Raw genomic sequence first — 16,295 nt, 5'->3', positions numbered from 1 at the left:
ATTAAAAAACCGGAATTCGTTCCTGCGTCTGCAGGACCGCGTGCCAGGCATAACCACGACCTATCGGTTCAAACCGAAGTCTCGCGCCCGCGCTTCCGGCTTCAAGCACGGCCAGCATATCCGCGCGCGGGTTGACGTGAAATCGAGACAGCCAGGTTACGAGTGCCGCCCGAAACCAGGCCGGTAAGCCCTCCTGCTGGCCGAAATCGACGATATGCAGCGAGCCGCCGGGATTGAGCGCGCCGATCGAAAGCCTCAGCGCCTGCTGCCAGTCGGGGATCATCGACAGGGCATAGGAGATGACGATGCGGTCGAAGCCGCTCTGGCCGAAAGTGGCCGGCGTGAAGTCGCATGCGTCGGCGACAAGCAGACGCGGCGGGCTTGCGGCATTCCTGAATTTGGCGCGGGCGGAGACCAGCATCTGTTCCGATATATCGAGACCGTAAAGATCCGCCGAGGGGTAGCGCCGGGCGATCTGAACGAGATTGCGGCCGGTTCCGCAGGCGATTTCCAGCACCTTGTCGCCAGCGCCGCAATCCAGTCCGGCGATCAGCCGATCGCGACCGAAGAGGTAATATTTCCGGGTGAGGTCGTAGAAATGCCGCTGGTAGCGGTACATCGCGTCCATGGTCGCGGCATGGTCGCGCGCCTCAGCCATTCCGGGCTTTCTCGTAGATGTGAAATCCGCCGTAGATCGCCGAGCGATCGAGCAGTCCGAGTTCCCGGGAGGTCTCTTCCAGATATGTCCATTGCGCGGCCGTTTCCTGCCCAAGCCGGCCGGCGATGATGCTGTTCTCGCCGGCGGTGCGGAAAATCACCCGTGCGCCGGGGCGCGCGGTCCGGGTGATTTCGTCCCACAACGCATTGATCTGAACGTCGTTCATCCAGTCCTGCGCGTCTAGGAGAACATAGCGATCCACGCTTTCGGCGGGCTTGCCTGCAAGCAGTTCGGTGAAGTTTGCATGGTGGATCTTTGCGCGGGCGGCGTTGGCGCGGATCGGCTCGAATGCCGCTTCCTGCAAATAGGTCGGCATCGGGCCATCGTCCGGATAGCGGCGGGCGAAGGCCTGCCAGGCGAAATAGTTCTCGCTGAGCGGGAACTGACAGGCGAGCTTCTCGAGCCTGTGCCGCAAGACAGGGGCAAGCGTGCCATTCTCGCTCGATTTCGCCAGTTCCTCATATTGCCGGGGCGGAATGCCGAGACCGAAGAGCGATGATTTTCGCGCGGTGGTCCAGCGTATCAGCGGCTTGTCGAACAGTGGCGCGATCCGTTCATCGAAGAACCGGCGCTGTTCGCGCATCGACCTGGCCTCCATCAGTTCGGTGATATCGACGCCGTGAAGGCGGGCGACGATATGACCGGCGCCGATGAAATGGCCAAGCAGGCCGGTCCGGTAGATATTGCGTTCGAACACCGAAATGCGCTTGCGGCCGAGACTGTCGCGGCTTGCCCAGTAGCGCCGGGTTTGTTCATCCAGATGCGGTGCTATGTGGGTCTCGTAGTCACGCGCGCTGCCTTTCTCACCATTGCCGAACAGGCGCAGGACGCCGGCGTGGTCGGGCAAATGGAGAAAGGCCGCAAGCTTCAGCCGGTTGAGCGCGATATGGTGGGTGTTGAGATCGACCACGTCGATATGCTCGGGCGCGCGGGTGAGGTAGGCGAGCACATTGCAGCCGCCGGAACCGATCGTGACCACCCGATGGCCTGGGCCGAGCTCCATCGCGGCGATATCGATGTCGGGGTCTTCCCATATCTGCGGATAGACGAGGCCGGAAAACAGCAGGCCGAAAAACCGCTCCGAGATGCCCTCCCGGGTAAACGCCTTGTGTTGCAGCAGCGCTGATTTAATCCGGCCGGATTTATCTCTGCCGTAGTCGATTGCACTCATCGCCATTCGCCCTCTGTCGCGCGCAGGCACTTTGGCGCCTGCCGCCTCATCGCAGCGCTATCGTCGTTCTGCTACGCTTTGATGACGATGACGGACCAATCCACAGCCAACCGCTTCAGGCGGCGTCCTTGCTGAAGCGTGCGGAGACCCGCGGCAGGCCGGAACGCAGCAGGCGGGCGATACGCTCGCGCCGCGCCGCGTCCTTTCGCCTGTTGAGCCTGGCAAGGACGGGCCGCGCGAAGGCGGCGTAAAGCAGGAGGGCCGAGAGGCTGGCCGCGACATGGGCGGCCGCAAGCGTCTTCGCCGTTTCGAATGTGGCGGTCGAGGGGCCGATGAACAGCACCAGCATGGCGGCGGCAAGCGCCGTTTCCCGGAAGACGCCGTCGCGGATGCGCATGCCATGCCAGATGCTCAGGAACGGGCGCGGTTTTTCCAGATTGTCATTGTCGGCGCCGGGGAAGGGGCGTTTCAGGCCGGAAAAGCCCTTCAGGATCGCGATCACGATCACCAGAGAGGCGACAATCCGGGCAAGCGCCAGTCCGCTCGGCATCACCCGGACGAACGCCATTGCCGCAACAAGGCCGACACAGAAGAACACGGCGCGGGCCAGCACAATACCGAGGCCGACCGCCGGCAAGGCCCTAAGTCCGCGCTGGTATTGCCTGTCGGCGAAGTCCAGCATTCGGCCCGAAGGCAGAGAGAAGAGCAGGAAAGCGAGCGCGGCGTATGTCGCCGCGATACCGATATTCAAAAGCGTTCCTCCATCCGCACCAGTTATAAAAAACCTCGCGGCGGAAAAGGTCAATCGGCGGGACTGATTTCCTGGCCGATTTCCTCCATTGCGGAGATGAACCACGGTGTTTCGATGTCGAAGCTGCCGCCGCCCTTGATCCGGTCGAATTCGATGGTGCGCAATTGCCCGCTGCGCTCGACATCGTGGCCGGTGACGCCCGACACGCCGTCCAGCGCGCTTTCCACGGCAAGGTCGACCATCGAATGGATCAGCCGCAGATCGTCGTTGTTTGCCGGGGCCGAGCGGGCGTAATAGCCGGATTTCTGCACCATGGCGCGCTCGGCGCCGAGAAGCGCGGCGAACTGTTTGGCGAACCAGTCGCCGACATTGATGGTATCAAGCTTGACGTGACCGAACGCATCGCGGGTGACCGACGCGCCGGACGCCTCGCGCTCGGCAACGATGGCGTCAAGGCAGGCTCCTTCGGAGACGAACAGCGAAATGGTGCCGTTGCGGTCCATTACCTGCCTGAGGCGGGCTGCTTCCTTTTCGAGGTCGAAGGCGGTTTCCGGCAGGTAGACGCCGTCGATCATCTTCATGGCCCGGTTCATCAGCATGCCGTCAACGAATTCCGCCGATTTGATCCGGTCGAGATAGGCCCGCGCGGTCGCCGCCGTCAGCCAGCCGCAGCTTCGGCCCATGACCTCGTGGATGATCAGGGTGCGCGGCGCCGCACTCTGCTCGTTGGAGATGTTGTCGAAGAAGGCCGCGCCATACTCGGCCGCGGTCCAGGCGCCGAGCGTCTGGCGGATCGGCTTGACGTCGTTGTCCACCGTCTTCGGCAGGCCGACCACGGTGAGATCGTAACCATTGGTCTTGAGATAGGCGGCGAGATCGGCCGCGGTGGTATTGGTGTCGTCGCCGCCGATCGTGTGGAGAATGGTGATGTTGTCCTTGGTCAACTGCTCGGCGGCAACCTGCAGCGGATCGGCTCCCGGCGGCACCAGGCCGCGTCTTTCGCAATCCTTGCGGTTGGTGAGCTTCACCCGGCTGTTGCCGATCGGCGAACCGCCGAATTTGTGCAGGAGGTGGGCCTGCTGGCGGATATTGGGCGTGATCGCCATGCTGTCGCCGGTCAGAAGGCCTGCATAGCCCGAACGATAGGCGATGATCTGGGTATCAGGCGCGATGTCCGAATAGCGCTCGATCAGCCCGCCGACGGCGGAGGAGAGACAGGGGGCAAGTCCCCCGGCGGTGAGCATGGCGACTTTGTGCTGGGACATCGGACCTCTTTCCTGGAGCATTTCGCAGTCAGGTGGCATCACCTGACGTCCGCGAAAATGCGTCAAAACAAATAGCTGGAGTATTTCCGGTGATCCCGTTTTCACCGGAATTACTCTGGCTTCGGCGTTCGCGACATGGATGCGTCAGCCGCGCCGGGGTGTAAAGGCCGTTGCGAAATAAAATCGTTTTGACGGCACCACATTCTTTGGGCTCGCCGAAAGCGCATGGTCGGGCATCGCGATGACTGGTTTCAGCCCAGAACCCGCGCCTGCGCCAGGGGCTGCTGCACCAGCGGCGGGAAGTCGTCGGGTGTGATGGTTTCCTTTTCGAGCAGCATGCGCGCGCCGTCGTCGAGGTCCTTGCGGCGCTGGTTGAGAACCTCTTTCGCCCGCTCGTAAGCCTCGTCGATCAGCTTGCGGATCGCGAGATCGACCTCGCGGGCGGTGACGTCGGAATAGTCCTTCGCTGTGCCCATGCCGGGGGCCTCGGGCATATATTGCGCGTGCTTCTGTTCCAGCGCCGCCTGGCCGATATCCGGGTCCATGCCGAAGCTCATCACATATTGCCGGGCGATATCGGTGACGCGGGCGAGATCGTCGGAGGCGCCGGTGGAGATTTCGCCATAGACGATATCTTCCGCCGCCCGGCCGGCGAGCAACATCACCATCCGGTCGCGCAATTCGCCGGCTGTGATCAGGAACCGGTCCTCGGTCGGGCGCTGCATGGTGTAGCCGAGCGCGCCGATCGAGCGCGGGATGATCGAGATCTTGTGCACCGGATCGGTCTTGGGAAGCGCCGCTGCTGTCAGCGCATGGCCCATTTCATGGAAGGCGACGCGCTCGCGCTCGTCGGGGTTCAGCAGGCGGCCGCGCCGTTCGGAGCCCGCGACCGTGCGTTCAACGGCCTGGGTAAAATCCTCCATCGTCACCTTGTCGCCGCCGCGCCGTGTGGCGAAGATTGCGGCCTCGTTGACGAGATTGGCGAGATCCGCGCCGGTAAAGCCCGGCGTCAGCGCCGCCACCTGGCCTGCCTCGACATCCTCGGCAAGCTGGATCTTCTTCATGTGGACGGCGAGGATCGCAGTGCGCCCCCCGCGGTCCGGGCGGTCCATCACCACCTGCCGGTCGAAGCGGCCGGCGCGCGTCAGCGCCGGGTCGAGCACTTCCGGCCGGTTGGTGGCCGCCAGAATGACGATGCCGGCGGAAGGGTCGAAGCCGTCGAGTTCGACCAGAAGCTGGTTCAGCGTCTGCTCCTTCTCGTCATTACCGCCCATGCCGAAGGAATTGCGGGCGCGCCCCAGTGCATCCAGTTCATCGATGAAGATGATGCAGGGCGCCATTTCGCGGGCCTGCTGGAACAGGTCGCGCACGCGCGCCGCACCCACGCCAACGAACATCTCGACGAATTCCGAGCCGGAGATAGAAAAGAAGGTGACGCCGGCTTCGCCCGCGACCGCCCTGGCGATCAGCGTCTTGCCGGTGCCGGGCGGGCCGACCAGCAGCAGGCCCTTGGGAATGCGCGCGCCGAGCCGGCCGTATTTCTCCCGTTCGGTGAGGAAGGAGACGACCTCCTTGAGCTCGGTCTTGGCCTCGTCTGCGCCGGCCACGTCGTCGAAGGTCACGCCGGTGTTGCGCTCGACATAGATCTTCGCCTTGGACTTGCCGATATTCATCATGCCGCCGAAGCCCATGCCCTGCTTTTCGGCGAACTTGCGGAAGAACCACGCCCAGATCGCGAAGAAGATCACGACCGGCAGCACCCAGGAGAGGATCTTGGTCAAAAGCGTGTTATCGGGAACGCCGGTGACGTCGACCTTGTACTTGTCGAAATCGACCGCCAGTTCCTGCGGAACGCGATAGGTGACGAAATATTTCTTGCCGTCGACCGGGTCCTTGAACTGGCCCTCTATGGTATTCTCGGCGATCGCCACCGACTGGACCTGTCCCTTTTCGACATAGTTGATCATGTCGGAATAGCTGATCCGGGCGACGTCCCGCGCCGTAAACCAGAGCTGGAACCCGATCAAAATCAGGAAGGCCACCAGAAAATAGCCAAGGTTGAATGTATGCTTGCGTTCCATGGCGCGAAGTCCCCCGGTGATGCGTTCCTCTCATGTCTATAGTCGCCGGCTTGCGCGGCAGGCAATCGGAAAAGGCCGGCGGAACGCCGAAGCGTGCAAGGGAGAGGCGAAAATGTCGCAGCGGAATCACGGAAAAATCAGATTGAACCACTCGGTTCGACTTGCATGCGACGCCGTTTTTGTCCAATCTTGCGAATCTTGAGAAGGCGGGTCGCTCCGCCGGGAGCCTGTTGAATGTCATTCTGGGAAAAACTGGTCCATTTCGTCAGCCAGTCCACCGGCAACGTCCTTTCGGGCGTGGTCGAGGCTGTGCGCACGCTGTTCGAGGGGGACCCCGAAACCCGCCGCCAGGTGGCGTTTTCCGTTTCGCTGATCGCGCTCTCGGCGAAGATGGCGAAGGCCGACGGCTTCGTGACCATGGAAGAGGTCACCGCCTTCCACGAGATTTTCGAGATTCCCGAGGAGGAGCGCGTCAACGTCGCGCGGCTCTATAATCTCGCCCGTCAGGATATTGCCGGCTACGATGCCTATGCGCGCAAACTCAAGGGGTTGTGCTCGGATGGCGAGGAGGGCTGCCCGCTTCTGGAAGAGGTGGTCGACGGCCTGTTCCACATCGCCAAGGCCGATGGCAGCATCCACGACAAGGAACTCGATTTCCTGGCCCATGTCGCCGAGATTTTCGGCATCAGCGAGGCGCGCTTCAACGCCATCTGCGCGCGTCACATGGATATGGGCGACCGCGATCCCTATGGCGTGCTCGGCGTCTCCCGCAAGGATGATTTCAAGACCATTCGCAGCCGCTACCGCGCGCTGGTGGCTGAAAACCATCCCGACCGGCTGATCGCGCGCGGCGTTCCGAAGGAATTCCACGCCGCCGCGAATGACCGTATGGCGCGCATCAATGCGGCCTATGAAGCGATTGAACGCGAATTGCGGGCGGCCTGATTTGAGCACTGTTTCCGCCCGTTTCCGGCTGCTTCTGTCCGCTGCCTTTATCCCCGCCGCGCCCGTGCTTGCGGCCGATGGCGGCCTTGCCACAGCGCGCGCAATGGTCATCGCCGCCCATCCCGGGCAGTGTGAGAGCGATCTTGCCGAGCGCTTTGACGGGCTCGAGGATCAGGCGTTCGACGTGTCCTGGCCCGAGACCCGCTACGACGACACGGTGGAGCAGGCGAAGGGGCGGCTTTACCAGATCACCTGCGGGCTCGGCGCCTATAATGTCGCCGTGGCCTATGTCTTCGCCCGCGAGGACGGCTTTCCCGAAGAGGGCGAAATCGTATCCTTCGCGACGCCCGCCTTTTCCCTCGACTATGAGCCCGGCGACGAGACCGATACGAAACTGGTCCACGACCCGGAGGTCACCGGCTTTACGGCCGGCACGATCCTGGTCAATCCGGAATTCGATCCCGAAACCAACACGATCTCCACCTTCGAGAAATGGCGCGGGCTTGGAGATGCCTATTCCGCCGGACGCTGGACGCTCGAGAACGGCAGTTTCGTGCTGAAGCACTATGTCATCGATCCGATCTACGAGGCCAATCTCGAAGGCTCCCCCGAGGCATTGATCGATACCCAGTACACGCTCTATGACGTCGCGCCCTGAGGGGCTTCGTCGCGCGCAGGTCCTTGCGCGTAAGGGGCTTTTTCGTGAGGCCTCGCGCGTGGCCCTGGGCCCCGGCTCAAGGCCGGGGTGACGGCGGCGGACGTTGACATGGTGCGTAAACTCTCGCCGGCCCCTGAGCTTACCTCCCCATCTTTCCCTTGCATTGAAAGCCTCGCTCGGAGAAGCTTTGCCAAACTTCCAGAGGGCGGGGCATGACGCGACATTTCAGGACAATCATTATCGGTCGCGGCCTGATGGGCGCGGCCGCCGCGCGCCATCTGGCGGGCATGGAAGAGGGCGTTGCCGTCATCGGCCCGGATGAGCCGGTCGAGAAAGCCGCCCACACCGGCGTTTTCGCCAGCCATTACGATGAGGGGCGGATCACCCGCACGATCGATCGCGATCCGGTATGGGCGCGGCTCGCCAACCGTTCGATTGCGCGCTACCGCGAGATCGAGCGCGACAGCGGCATCGATTTCTTCGGCGAGGCCGGCGCGCTGATTGTCGGGCCCGGCCGGTCGCGCGGACGCTATGTCGAAACGATCATGGATGCCGCCGGAAAATGCGGCGCCATGGCCGAACTTGTCGATGAGGCGGGGCTTCAGGAAAAGTTTCCCTACTTCGCCTTCGCGCCCAAAACGGAGGGCGTTTATGAGCCGCGCCGGGCGGGTTACATCTCGCCGCGCCGGCTCGTGGCCGCGCAATCGCTTCTCGCGGACAAGGCGGGCGCGGAGGTGATCGCCGCGACGGCGGTCGATGTGAGCGACGGCGGAGCGAGCGTCAGCGTCACGACCGATGCCGGCGAGACGCTGAGGGCCGACAAGGTGCTCGTGGCGGCAGGCGGCTTCACCATCAATGACAAGCTTCTGCCGGCAAAGATCGATCTTACCGTCTTTGCCCGCACCATTGCCTATTTCGAGGTGGATGAGGACGAGGCAAGGTCGCTTTCGGCCAGGCCGAGCTTGATCTACAAGGCGGAATTCGATCAGGACGGCATCTATCTGCTGCCGCCGATCCGCTATCCCGATGGCCGCTGGTATATCAAGATCGGCGGCGATCCGGACGATGTGCCGCTGGCGAGCGAGGCCGATATCCGCGCCTGGTTCCGCGCCAAAGGCCATGGCGCCACGCGCGAGCATCTGACCCGGATCATCTGCGACCTGATGCCCGGTCTCAAAGTGCTGCAATCGGAAACCGGCACCTGCGTCACCAGCTATTCGCCGTCGGGCTATCCGATGATCGGCTTTTCGCCATCGCCGAGGATCGCGGTGCTGACGGCCGGCTGCGGGACGGCGGCCAAGAGCTCGGACGAGATCGGCCGGCTCGGCGCTGTGCTGATGGCCGAGGGATCGCTTGCGGGCGAGGACTACCCTGTCGATTTCGCGCCGTCGTTTTCGTAATCCCTTTCCTTCCCGCCCGAAACGCACTAGGAAGGCCCGACCAGTTGGCCGGGCGGCCGCGCTTTGCCAATGCCGAAAGGCGGCAGGGTGAGGAAAGTCCGGGCTCCACGGAAACACGGTGCCGGAGAAAGTCCGGCGGGGGCGACCCTAGAGACAGTGCCACAGAAAGCAAACCGCCCCGCCTTTTGGCAGGGTAAGGGTGAAAGGGTGGGGTAAGAGCCCACCGCGCCGGCGGCAACGCAGGGCGGCACGGTAAACCTCACCGGGAGCAAAACCGAATAGGGATGACGCGGCGCTTGTCGCCAGCCTGTTTCCAGGCCGGTCATCCGGGTGGGTTGCGAGAGGCAGCGCGCAAGTGCTGTCCCAGATGAATGGCCGCCACGTTTTGCGGGTAACCGCGAAGCCATACAGAACCCGGCTTACAGGCCAACTGGTTTCTTCCTTTTTTGCATTGAAAATCGGGCGTTTGAGCGCGCCCGTTCGCATGTCCTGGCGAAAGCTTTCGTTAAGGGCCGGCTGATAGAATCAGCCTTTCCGGATGCCCTGTCGACACGGTTAATAACGGCTTGTCCCATTGACGCCCAAATCTGCCCATGTTATCCCATCAGGCATAAGTTCGCTGCCCGGCGCGGATGCGGCTTTCGGGCGGCGCGACAGCTTTAAGTGTTTGCAATTCATGCTGAGTTCGCCCGCTGGGCGGGTTGGTTTTCCTGGGTCTTCTTTTGGGTTGGCGGTCCGGCAAGGGCTGCCGAAGACGTCGGTAGTAACGCGTAATGAACCGGTTTCTGTCCAACGCGACCAAGAAGGTCGATGCCAAGGGAAGGGTGTCGGTGCCTGCGGTATTCCGCACGGTGCTGGCGGAGCGGAATATCGCGGAGCTTTACTGCTTCCAGGATTTCGTCTTTCCCGCGATCAGCATCGGCGGTCCCGATCTTCTCGACCGGTTCGAGCGGCAGATCGATCAGGAAGACCCGTTCTCGGCGGAAGCAAACAGCATGTCGCTGCTGATCCATGGCGGCGGCGTGTTCGCGAAACTCGATGCCGAGGGGCGGTTGATGGTCACGGACTTCATCCGCGATTTCACGGGCATCGATACGGAGGTCACATTTGTGGGGCGTGCGGACCACTTCCAGCTTTGGGAGCCGCAGGCTTTTCAGGAAGCGCAGGCGCAAGCGCGCAAGGCCCGTCTCGGCGGGCGAGCGGGCGCCTGATGAAACGGGGAAGCGGAATGACGGGGAACACTGGCACGGCGGATGCCAATGGCGGACCGGTTCGTCACATTCCGGTGATGCTTGCCGAGGTGTTGGCTGCGTTGCAGCCGGCGCCCGGCAAGGTTATTCTCGACGGCACGTTCGGGGCGGGCGGCTATGCCGGCGCGCTGCTCGATGCCGGCGCAGAGGTCATCGGTCTCGACCGCGATCCGAATGCGATTGCCGCAGCCGGCGACCTTCTCGCCCGCTATCCTCGCCTGTCCCTGCATCATGCCCGCTTTTCCACGCTCGACCGCTATGCCCCCGAGACTGGCCTCGACGGCGTGGTTCTCGATATCGGCGTTTCCTCGATGCAGATCGATGAGGCCGAGCGCGGCTTCTCCTTTCAGAAAAACGGTCCGCTCGACATGCGGATGTCGGGCGAGGGCGTCAGCGCCGCCGATGTCGTCAACCGCGCCAAGGTCGGCGACCTGACGCGGATTTTCGGCATTCTCGGCGAGGAAAAAAACGCCGGCCGCATTGCCCGCGCGATCGAGAGGAAACGCGCCGAGGAGCCGTTCTCGACCACGCGCGACCTTGCCGGCCTGATCGAGATCGTGACGCCGCGCCGGGCCAAGGACAAGATTCATCCTGCGACCCGCGTGTTCCAGGCGCTCCGCGTCTACGTCAATGATGAACTCGGCGAACTCGCGGGCGCTTTGCTTTCAGCCGAACGGTCCCTCAAGGCCGGCGGTGTGCTGGCGGTGGTCACCTTCCATTCGCTCGAAGACCGGATCGTCAAGCATTTCATTGCGGCGCGTCTCGGCAAGGCGGGCGGCTCGCGCCACCTGCCGGAAGTCGAACCGGCGCCCGCTCTTTTCGATCAGCCGGGCAAGGCCATGATTTCGGCCAGCGATGCCGAGGCCGCGGAAAATCCGCGGGCGCGCTCGGCCAAGCTCAGGGCCGCGATCCGCACGTCCGCGCCGGCTCCAGCGACCGGGCTCGATGCCTTCGGTCTTCCGTCTCTTGCCGATATTTCCCGCCTTGGAGGCGCCTGATGTTTCGTCCGCTGGATCTCATCCTGATACTGGTCATGGTCGCGACCGCGACGGTCACCTACACGATCAAATACAGCGTCGAGTCGACGTATGACGATGTCCGCGCGCTCGAAGACCAGATCGCGCTGGAGCAGAACAATCTCGATCTCCTGAAGGCGGACGAGGCGCTGTTGACGCAGCCCGCCCGGATGGCGCGGCTTTCCGAGTTCTTCTCCGCCGAGCTTGATCTGCATCCGGCCGACCCGGAGCAGATCGCAACCCTTGCCCAACTCCCGCCCATTGCAACCGAACCCGTCGGGGAGGAACTGCCGCCGCTGATGGCCGGCAATGCCCCCGACGGCACGGATATCGTCATAACCGGATCGGTGACCCCATGATCAAGCTTCCCGGGATACTCAAACGCAAGCCCAGGGCGCGCCGCGTTGCGGAGCCCAAACCCGATCAGGCCCAGCCCGATGTGTTTCAGGGAACGGCCAAGAAACGGGTCAATCTGGCGCGCAGCCGCGTCGGTTTCGTCACCTTCGCCTTTGTCGCCGTCTATGCCGTCATCGGCGGCCGTCTGGTGCATTATTCGCTGGCCAAGGAAGATGGCACCGTTGCCCGCGCGGCCATGCCGCTGACGCTGGCGCGCCGCCCGGATATCGTCGACCGGAACGGAGCGCTCCTTGCGACCGATGTCCGGATGATGTCGCTTTATGCCGATCCCTCGATGATCACCAGCGCCGACGATGTTCTCGACGCGCTGCTGCCGATCTTTCCCGATCTCGATGCCAAACGCGCCTACCGGTTGTTGAATTCCAAGGGCGAGTTCGTCTGGCTGAAGCGCCAGATCACGCCCAAGCAGCAGAGCCAGGTGCTGGCCGCCGGCGTGCCCGGCGTCGGCTTCCGTCCCGAAGTGCATCGCTTCTATCCCGGCGGCCCGCAGGCGGCCCATCTTCTGGGCCTCGTCGATATCGACAATCACGGCTTGTCCGGCATCGAGCGCTACATGGACAAGACCGACGGCATTTCCGGCCTGATGGGGCTTGGTCTTTCCGGGGCGATGGACCTGAAGCCGTTCGAGACCTCGATCGATCTGCGCGTCCAGAGCATCCTGCGCGATGTTCTGGTGGAGGGCGTCAACAAGTTTCACGCCATCGGCGCCACCGGCACGGTGATCAACGTCAATACCGGCGAGATCGTCGCCCTTGCATCGGTGCCCGATTTCGACCCGAACAATCCGCCGCCGGCGAACGATCCGCGTATGCTGAACGATGCGATCACCGGCGTTTACGAAATGGGGTCGACGTTCAAGACCTTCACGCTGGCGATGGGGCTCGAATCCGGCAAGTTCACGATGGACAGCGTGGTGGATGCCAAAACGCCGTTGATCTTCGGCCGCTCGCGCATCCGGGACGACCATGCCCAGAACCGGATGCTGACCTATCCGGAAGTCTTTACCTATTCCTCCAATATCGCCGCCTCGCGCATCGCTGCCGCAGTCGGCCCGGATTACCAGCGCACTTTCCTTGAAAACATGGGCCTGCTCGACAGGATGGACACCGAGATCGGCGGCGCGGGAACGCCGCAACGGCCGCAGAAATGGGGCGGCGTGTTCTCCGCGACCGTAGCCTTCGGCCAGGGGGTCACGACGACGTCGCTGCAGACGGCCGCTGCCGCGGCGGCACTCGTCAATGGCGGCAAGCTGCTGACCCCGACCTTCCTGCCGCGCAGTCGGGCGGAAGCCGACCAGATCGCCAGGCACGTGGTCTCGAAGGAAACCAGCGACAAGATGCGTTATCTCCTCCGGCTGAACGGCACGGACGGTTCGGGCAGGAACGGCCAGGTTCCGGGCTATCGCGTTGGCGCCAAGACCGGCACATCCGAAAAGATTATCGATGGGAAATATTCGAAAGATCGCAATTTCAACGCTTTTCTTGCCGCATTTCCGATGGACGATCCGCAATATGTCGTCCTGGTGACGATTGACGATGCCAAGAAGGTTGAGGGGGTTCCCGGCCGCACCGCAGCCTGGAACGCCGGGCCGATGAATGGCGAGATCATTCGCCGGGCCGCTCCCATCCTCGGCGTCGATCCCGATTTCGGCGCGGAAGGGGCCGCGCTCCTCGCCGCCTATTGATGCCATGCCATCCGGCCCGGCCGGGTGCAGAAGAGAGACTGACACGATGAAACTGAGCGCTCTCGCCGGAACGGCTTTTCCCGAACTGAATGCCGCGCTCGCCGGCAGCAGCGGTGCGCTCGACATCGCCTTCCTCACCGCTGACAGCCGCAAGGCCGGACCCGGTGCGTTGTTCGTGGCGATTGCCGGCAGCAAGGCCGATGGCGCGGGCTTCATTGATGATGCCGCAGCGCGCGGCGCGGTCGCGGCAATCAGCGCCTCGCCGCACAATGCGGCGCGCATACCGGTGCTAACCGTGGATAATCCGCGCGCCTTTCTCGCGATCGCCGCTGCCCGCTTCTATGGCGCGCAACCCGGCACGATGGTGGCCGTGACCGGCACGGCCGGCAAGACCTCCGTTGCCTCGTTCACCCGACAGATCTGGGCCCATGCGGGCCTTTCGGCCGCCATGATCGGCACCACCGGCGTGACGGCACCCGGCCGCAGCGAATACGGGTCGCTGACCACGCCCGATCCGGTGGCACTCCACGCGCTGCTGGCCGAGCTTGCCCGCGACGGCGTCACCCATGGCGCGATGGAAGCCTCCAGCCACGGGCTCGATCAGTACCGGCTGGATGGCGTGAGGCTTGCGGCTGGAGCATTCACCAATCTCGGTCGCGACCACATGGATTATCACCCGACCGTGGAGCATTATTTCGGTGCCAAGATGCAGCTGTTCGAGCGGGTTCTCCCGCCGGGTTCTCCCGCGATCATCAACGCCGATGACGAATGGTCCGACCGTGCGGCGGAGGCGGCCAGGGGAGCGGGCCAGCGCGTCCTCACCGTTGGCCGGAAGGGCGATTTTCTGGCGCTGAAGCGCGTCGAACAGAAGCGCGACAGCCAGTTTGCCGAAATCCTGCATGACGGCACGATTTACGAGGTGCGGCTGCCGCTTGCGGGCGAGTTCCAGATTTCGAATGCGCTGGTCGCAGCCGGTCTCGCGATCGCCACCGGCGTCGATGCCCGGACCGCGCTTTTGGCGCTTGAAAAGGTGGAAGGCGCTGCCGGCCGTCTTCAGCTTGCCGGCAAGGCCGCCAATGGCGCGCTCGCCTATATCGATTATGCCCACAAGCCCGATGCGCTGGAAAAGGTGCTCACCGCCGTGCGGCCGTTCACCACGGGCCGGGTCATCGTGGTGTTCGGCTGCGGCGGTGACCGCGACAAGGGCAAGCGCCCGATCATGGGCGAGATCGCGACCCGGCTCGCCGATATCGTGATCGTCACCGACGACAATCCGCGCTCCGAGGTTCCCGCCGAAATCCGCTCGGAAATCCTGGCGGCGGCGCCGGGCGCCATCGAGATAGGCGACCGGGCCGAGGCGATCGCCCACGCCGTCGGCCTGTTGAAGACGGGCGATACACTGATCGTAGCGGGCAAGGGGCATGAGGAAGGGCAGACGGCGGGCGGCGTTACCCGGCCTTTCTCCGACCTTGCCGAAGTCAAGAAGGCATTGGAGGGCCACGCATCGTGAGTTTGCTTTGGACATCAGCCGAAATGGTCGAGGCCATGGACGGGCGTCCCGTGGGCGAACTGCCGGAAGGGGTCACGGGTATTTCGATCGACAGCCGCACGATTGCGCCGGGAGAGGCGTTTTTCGCGATCGCCGGCGATCGGGTCGACGGCCACAAATTCGCAGGCCTTGCCGCCAAGAACGGCGCCACGCTGCTGGTGGTGGCCGAGGGCAAGCTGCCGGCGCTGGGGCGGCTCACCTGCGGCATGATCGTCGTCGACGACGTGCTGGAAGCGATGGGCCGGCTGGCGATGGCCGCAAGGGCGCGCACGGATGCCCGCATCATCGCCGTCACCGGTTCCGTCGGCAAGACCAGCACCAAGGAAATGCTCGCCGCCGGGCTGAAGGCCTCCGGCAAGGTCCATGCCGCTGTCGCCTCGTTCAACAATCACTGGGGCGTGCCGCTGACGCTCGCGCGCATGCCGGCCGATACCGAATTCGGCGTGTTCGAGATCGGCATGAACCATTCCGGCGAAATCCGGCCGCTGACGAAAATGGTGCGCCCGCATGTGGTGGTGATCACCACCGTCGCCCCGGTCCATATCGGCAACTTCTCGGGCATCAAGGAAATCATCGCCGCCAAGGCCGAGATCTTCGAAGGGCTGGAAGCAGACGGCGTGGCGATCCTCAACCGCGACATCGACGCCTTCGACAGTTTGGCGCGGGTCGCCCGGCGTCATGGCGCCCGGATCGTCTCCTTCGGCGAACACGCCAAGGCCGGCTACCGGCTGCTCGAATACCGTACCGTCAGCGACAGGCGCAACGAACGTGGCCATGTTCTCGCAGCCCTTGGCACGGACGAGCCGATCGCCTTCAACCTGGGCCTGCCGGGCCAGCATATGGCCGAGAACGCGCTCGCGGCCCTTGCCGCGATCACCGCGGCGGGCGGCGATGCCCATGCCGCGCTCGGCGCGCTCGAAACCGTCGAGCAGATGAAGGGCAGGGGGCGGCGCCAGCGCCTGAGGGCGCCCGATGGCGTCTTTACGTTGATCGATGAAAGCTATAATGCCAACCCGGCCTCGATGCGGGCGGCGCTCGAGCTTCTGGGGTCCGGCAACGAAGCCGGCAGGAAGATCGCGGTTCTCGGCGATATGCTCGAACTCGGCGACTACGCCCGCGAGGCGCATGAAGCGCTGGCCGGTCCGCTGGTCGCGGCCGGCGTGACCCATGTCTGGCTTGCGGGTGATGAGATGCAGGCGCTGCGCGAGGCGCTGCCGGAGAGCATTGTTGTGGAATATCGCGACAACGCCGAGGAATTGGCTGAATTCGCCGCCGGCGCTGTCGCGGCCGGCGATACGATAATGCTAAAGTCGTCAAACGGAATGGGATTCGGCGCGATTGTCGCAAGACTTGCCGAGGCCTATCCGGCGGAAGGGTAAACCGGGCGTAA

The 16,295-nt window shown here is 63.7% G+C and carries 14 protein-coding genes and 1 other RNA gene; 10 read left to right on the top strand and 5 right to left on the bottom strand.

Annotated elements, in window-relative coordinates:
* Window position 1: 1 nt before the first annotated feature.
* The 5 genes from HQ843_RS21150 to ftsH all read right to left on the bottom strand — a co-directional run bounded on the left by HQ843_RS21150 (window position 2) and on the right by ftsH (window position 5,986).
* Window positions 2-658, bottom strand: a complete 657-nt coding sequence (locus HQ843_RS21150; RefSeq protein WP_180901338.1) for a class I SAM-dependent methyltransferase — start codon at window positions 656-658, stop codon at window positions 2-4.
* Entirely contained in the window at window positions 651-1,895 is a 1,245-nt protein-coding gene (locus HQ843_RS21145) for a DUF3419 family protein (RefSeq protein ID WP_371822124.1), read from the bottom strand. The genes HQ843_RS21150 and HQ843_RS21145 overlap by 8 nt, the downstream gene beginning before the upstream one ends.
* Window positions 1,896-2,004: 109 nt before the next feature.
* Window positions 2,005-2,640 carry a hypothetical protein gene (locus HQ843_RS21140; RefSeq protein WP_180901339.1) on the bottom strand — a complete coding sequence of 212 codons (636 nt, stop codon included), beginning with the start codon at window positions 2,638-2,640 and terminating at the stop codon, window positions 2,005-2,007.
* Between the two features lie 50 nt (window positions 2,641-2,690).
* Entirely contained in the window at window positions 2,691-3,905 is a 1,215-nt protein-coding gene (locus HQ843_RS21135) for a pyrophosphate--fructose-6-phosphate 1-phosphotransferase (protein WP_180901340.1), read from the bottom strand.
* A 251-nt stretch (window positions 3,906-4,156) separates the two neighbouring features.
* Window positions 4,157-5,986, bottom strand: coding sequence for an ATP-dependent zinc metalloprotease FtsH (gene ftsH / locus HQ843_RS21130; protein WP_180903300.1), 1,830 nt, complete (start codon window positions 5,984-5,986; stop codon window positions 4,157-4,159).
* Window positions 5,987-6,220: 234 nt separating this feature from the next.
* Here ftsH and HQ843_RS21125 point away from each other — a divergent pair, with 234 nt between their 5' ends.
* From HQ843_RS21125 to HQ843_RS21080, 10 genes are all read left to right on the top strand, one after another.
* Complete coding sequence (locus HQ843_RS21125) at window positions 6,221-6,931, top strand: J domain-containing protein (protein WP_180901341.1); 711 nt, start codon at window positions 6,221-6,223, stop codon at window positions 6,929-6,931.
* Window position 6,932: 1 nt separating this feature from the next.
* Entirely contained in the window at window positions 6,933-7,589 is a 657-nt protein-coding gene (locus HQ843_RS21120) for a DUF1176 domain-containing protein (RefSeq protein WP_180901342.1), read from the top strand.
* Window positions 7,590-7,801: 212 nt separating this feature from the next.
* Window positions 7,802-8,989, top strand: a complete 1,188-nt coding sequence (locus HQ843_RS21115) for an NAD(P)/FAD-dependent oxidoreductase (RefSeq protein ID WP_180901343.1) — start codon at window positions 7,802-7,804, stop codon at window positions 8,987-8,989.
* Window positions 8,990-9,029: 40 nt separating this feature from the next.
* Window positions 9,030-9,427, top strand: an RNA gene (rnpB, locus tag HQ843_RS21110) — RNase P RNA component class A.
* A 335-nt stretch (window positions 9,428-9,762) separates the two neighbouring features.
* A complete protein-coding gene (gene mraZ, locus HQ843_RS21105; protein WP_180901344.1) occupies window positions 9,763-10,200 on the top strand; it encodes a division/cell wall cluster transcriptional repressor MraZ in 438 nt (145 codons plus the stop codon).
* Between the two features lie 17 nt (window positions 10,201-10,217).
* A complete protein-coding gene (gene rsmH / locus HQ843_RS21100; RefSeq protein ID WP_180901345.1) occupies window positions 10,218-11,237 on the top strand; it encodes a 16S rRNA (cytosine(1402)-N(4))-methyltransferase RsmH in 1,020 nt (339 codons plus the stop codon).
* Window positions 11,237-11,614, top strand: a complete 378-nt coding sequence (gene ftsL / locus HQ843_RS21095) for a cell division protein FtsL (RefSeq protein WP_180901346.1) — start codon at window positions 11,237-11,239, stop codon at window positions 11,612-11,614. The genes rsmH and ftsL overlap by 1 nt, the downstream gene beginning before the upstream one ends.
* Window positions 11,611-13,356, top strand: coding sequence for a peptidoglycan D,D-transpeptidase FtsI family protein (locus HQ843_RS21090; RefSeq protein ID WP_180901347.1), 1,746 nt, complete (start codon window positions 11,611-11,613; stop codon window positions 13,354-13,356). The genes ftsL and HQ843_RS21090 overlap by 4 nt, the downstream gene beginning before the upstream one ends.
* A 46-nt stretch (window positions 13,357-13,402) precedes the next feature.
* Entirely contained in the window at window positions 13,403-14,866 is a 1,464-nt protein-coding gene (locus tag HQ843_RS21085) for a UDP-N-acetylmuramoyl-L-alanyl-D-glutamate--2,6-diaminopimelate ligase (protein WP_180901348.1), read from the top strand.
* Window positions 14,863-16,284, top strand: coding sequence for a UDP-N-acetylmuramoyl-tripeptide--D-alanyl-D-alanine ligase (locus tag HQ843_RS21080; protein WP_180901349.1), 1,422 nt, complete (start codon window positions 14,863-14,865; stop codon window positions 16,282-16,284). Before HQ843_RS21085 ends, HQ843_RS21080 begins: the two co-directional genes overlap by 4 nt.
* The last annotated feature ends 11 nt before the right edge of the window (window positions 16,285-16,295 follow it).

Origin of the sequence: Martelella sp. NC20 (assembly GCF_013459645.1) — a bacterium.
GTDB lineage: Bacteria > Pseudomonadota > Alphaproteobacteria > Rhizobiales > Rhizobiaceae > Martelella.
The sequence above is the reverse complement of the archived record's forward strand: the minus strand, read 5'-3'. Positions and strand labels throughout refer to the sequence as shown.

What these genes read in the sequence shown, in the direction of transcription:
- HQ843_RS21150 (WP_180901338.1), bottom strand. Translation starts at nt 658, where the DNA reads ATGGCTGAGGCGCGCGACCATGCCGCGACCATGGACGCGATGTACCGC.
- HQ843_RS21145 (WP_371822124.1), bottom strand. Translation starts at nt 1,895, where the DNA reads ATGGCGATGAGTGCAATCGACTACGGCAGAGATAAATCCGGCCGGATT.
- HQ843_RS21135 (WP_180901340.1), bottom strand. Translation starts at nt 3,905, where the DNA reads ATGTCCCAGCACAAAGTCGCCATGCTCACCGCCGGGGGACTTGCCCCC.
- ftsH (WP_180903300.1), bottom strand. Translation starts at nt 5,986, where the DNA reads ATGGAACGCAAGCATACATTCAACCTTGGCTATTTTCTGGTGGCCTTC.
- HQ843_RS21125 (WP_180901341.1), top strand. Translation starts at nt 6,221, where the DNA reads ATGTCATTCTGGGAAAAACTGGTCCATTTCGTCAGCCAGTCCACCGGC.
- HQ843_RS21115 (WP_180901343.1), top strand. Translation starts at nt 7,802, where the DNA reads ATGACGCGACATTTCAGGACAATCATTATCGGTCGCGGCCTGATGGGC.
- mraZ (WP_180901344.1), top strand. Translation starts at nt 9,763, where the DNA reads ATGAACCGGTTTCTGTCCAACGCGACCAAGAAGGTCGATGCCAAGGGA.
- rsmH (WP_180901345.1), top strand. Translation starts at nt 10,218, where the DNA reads ATGACGGGGAACACTGGCACGGCGGATGCCAATGGCGGACCGGTTCGT.
- ftsL (WP_180901346.1), top strand. Translation starts at nt 11,237, where the DNA reads ATGTTTCGTCCGCTGGATCTCATCCTGATACTGGTCATGGTCGCGACC.
- HQ843_RS21090 (WP_180901347.1), top strand. Translation starts at nt 11,611, where the DNA reads ATGATCAAGCTTCCCGGGATACTCAAACGCAAGCCCAGGGCGCGCCGC.
- HQ843_RS21085 (WP_180901348.1), top strand. Translation starts at nt 13,403, where the DNA reads ATGAAACTGAGCGCTCTCGCCGGAACGGCTTTTCCCGAACTGAATGCC.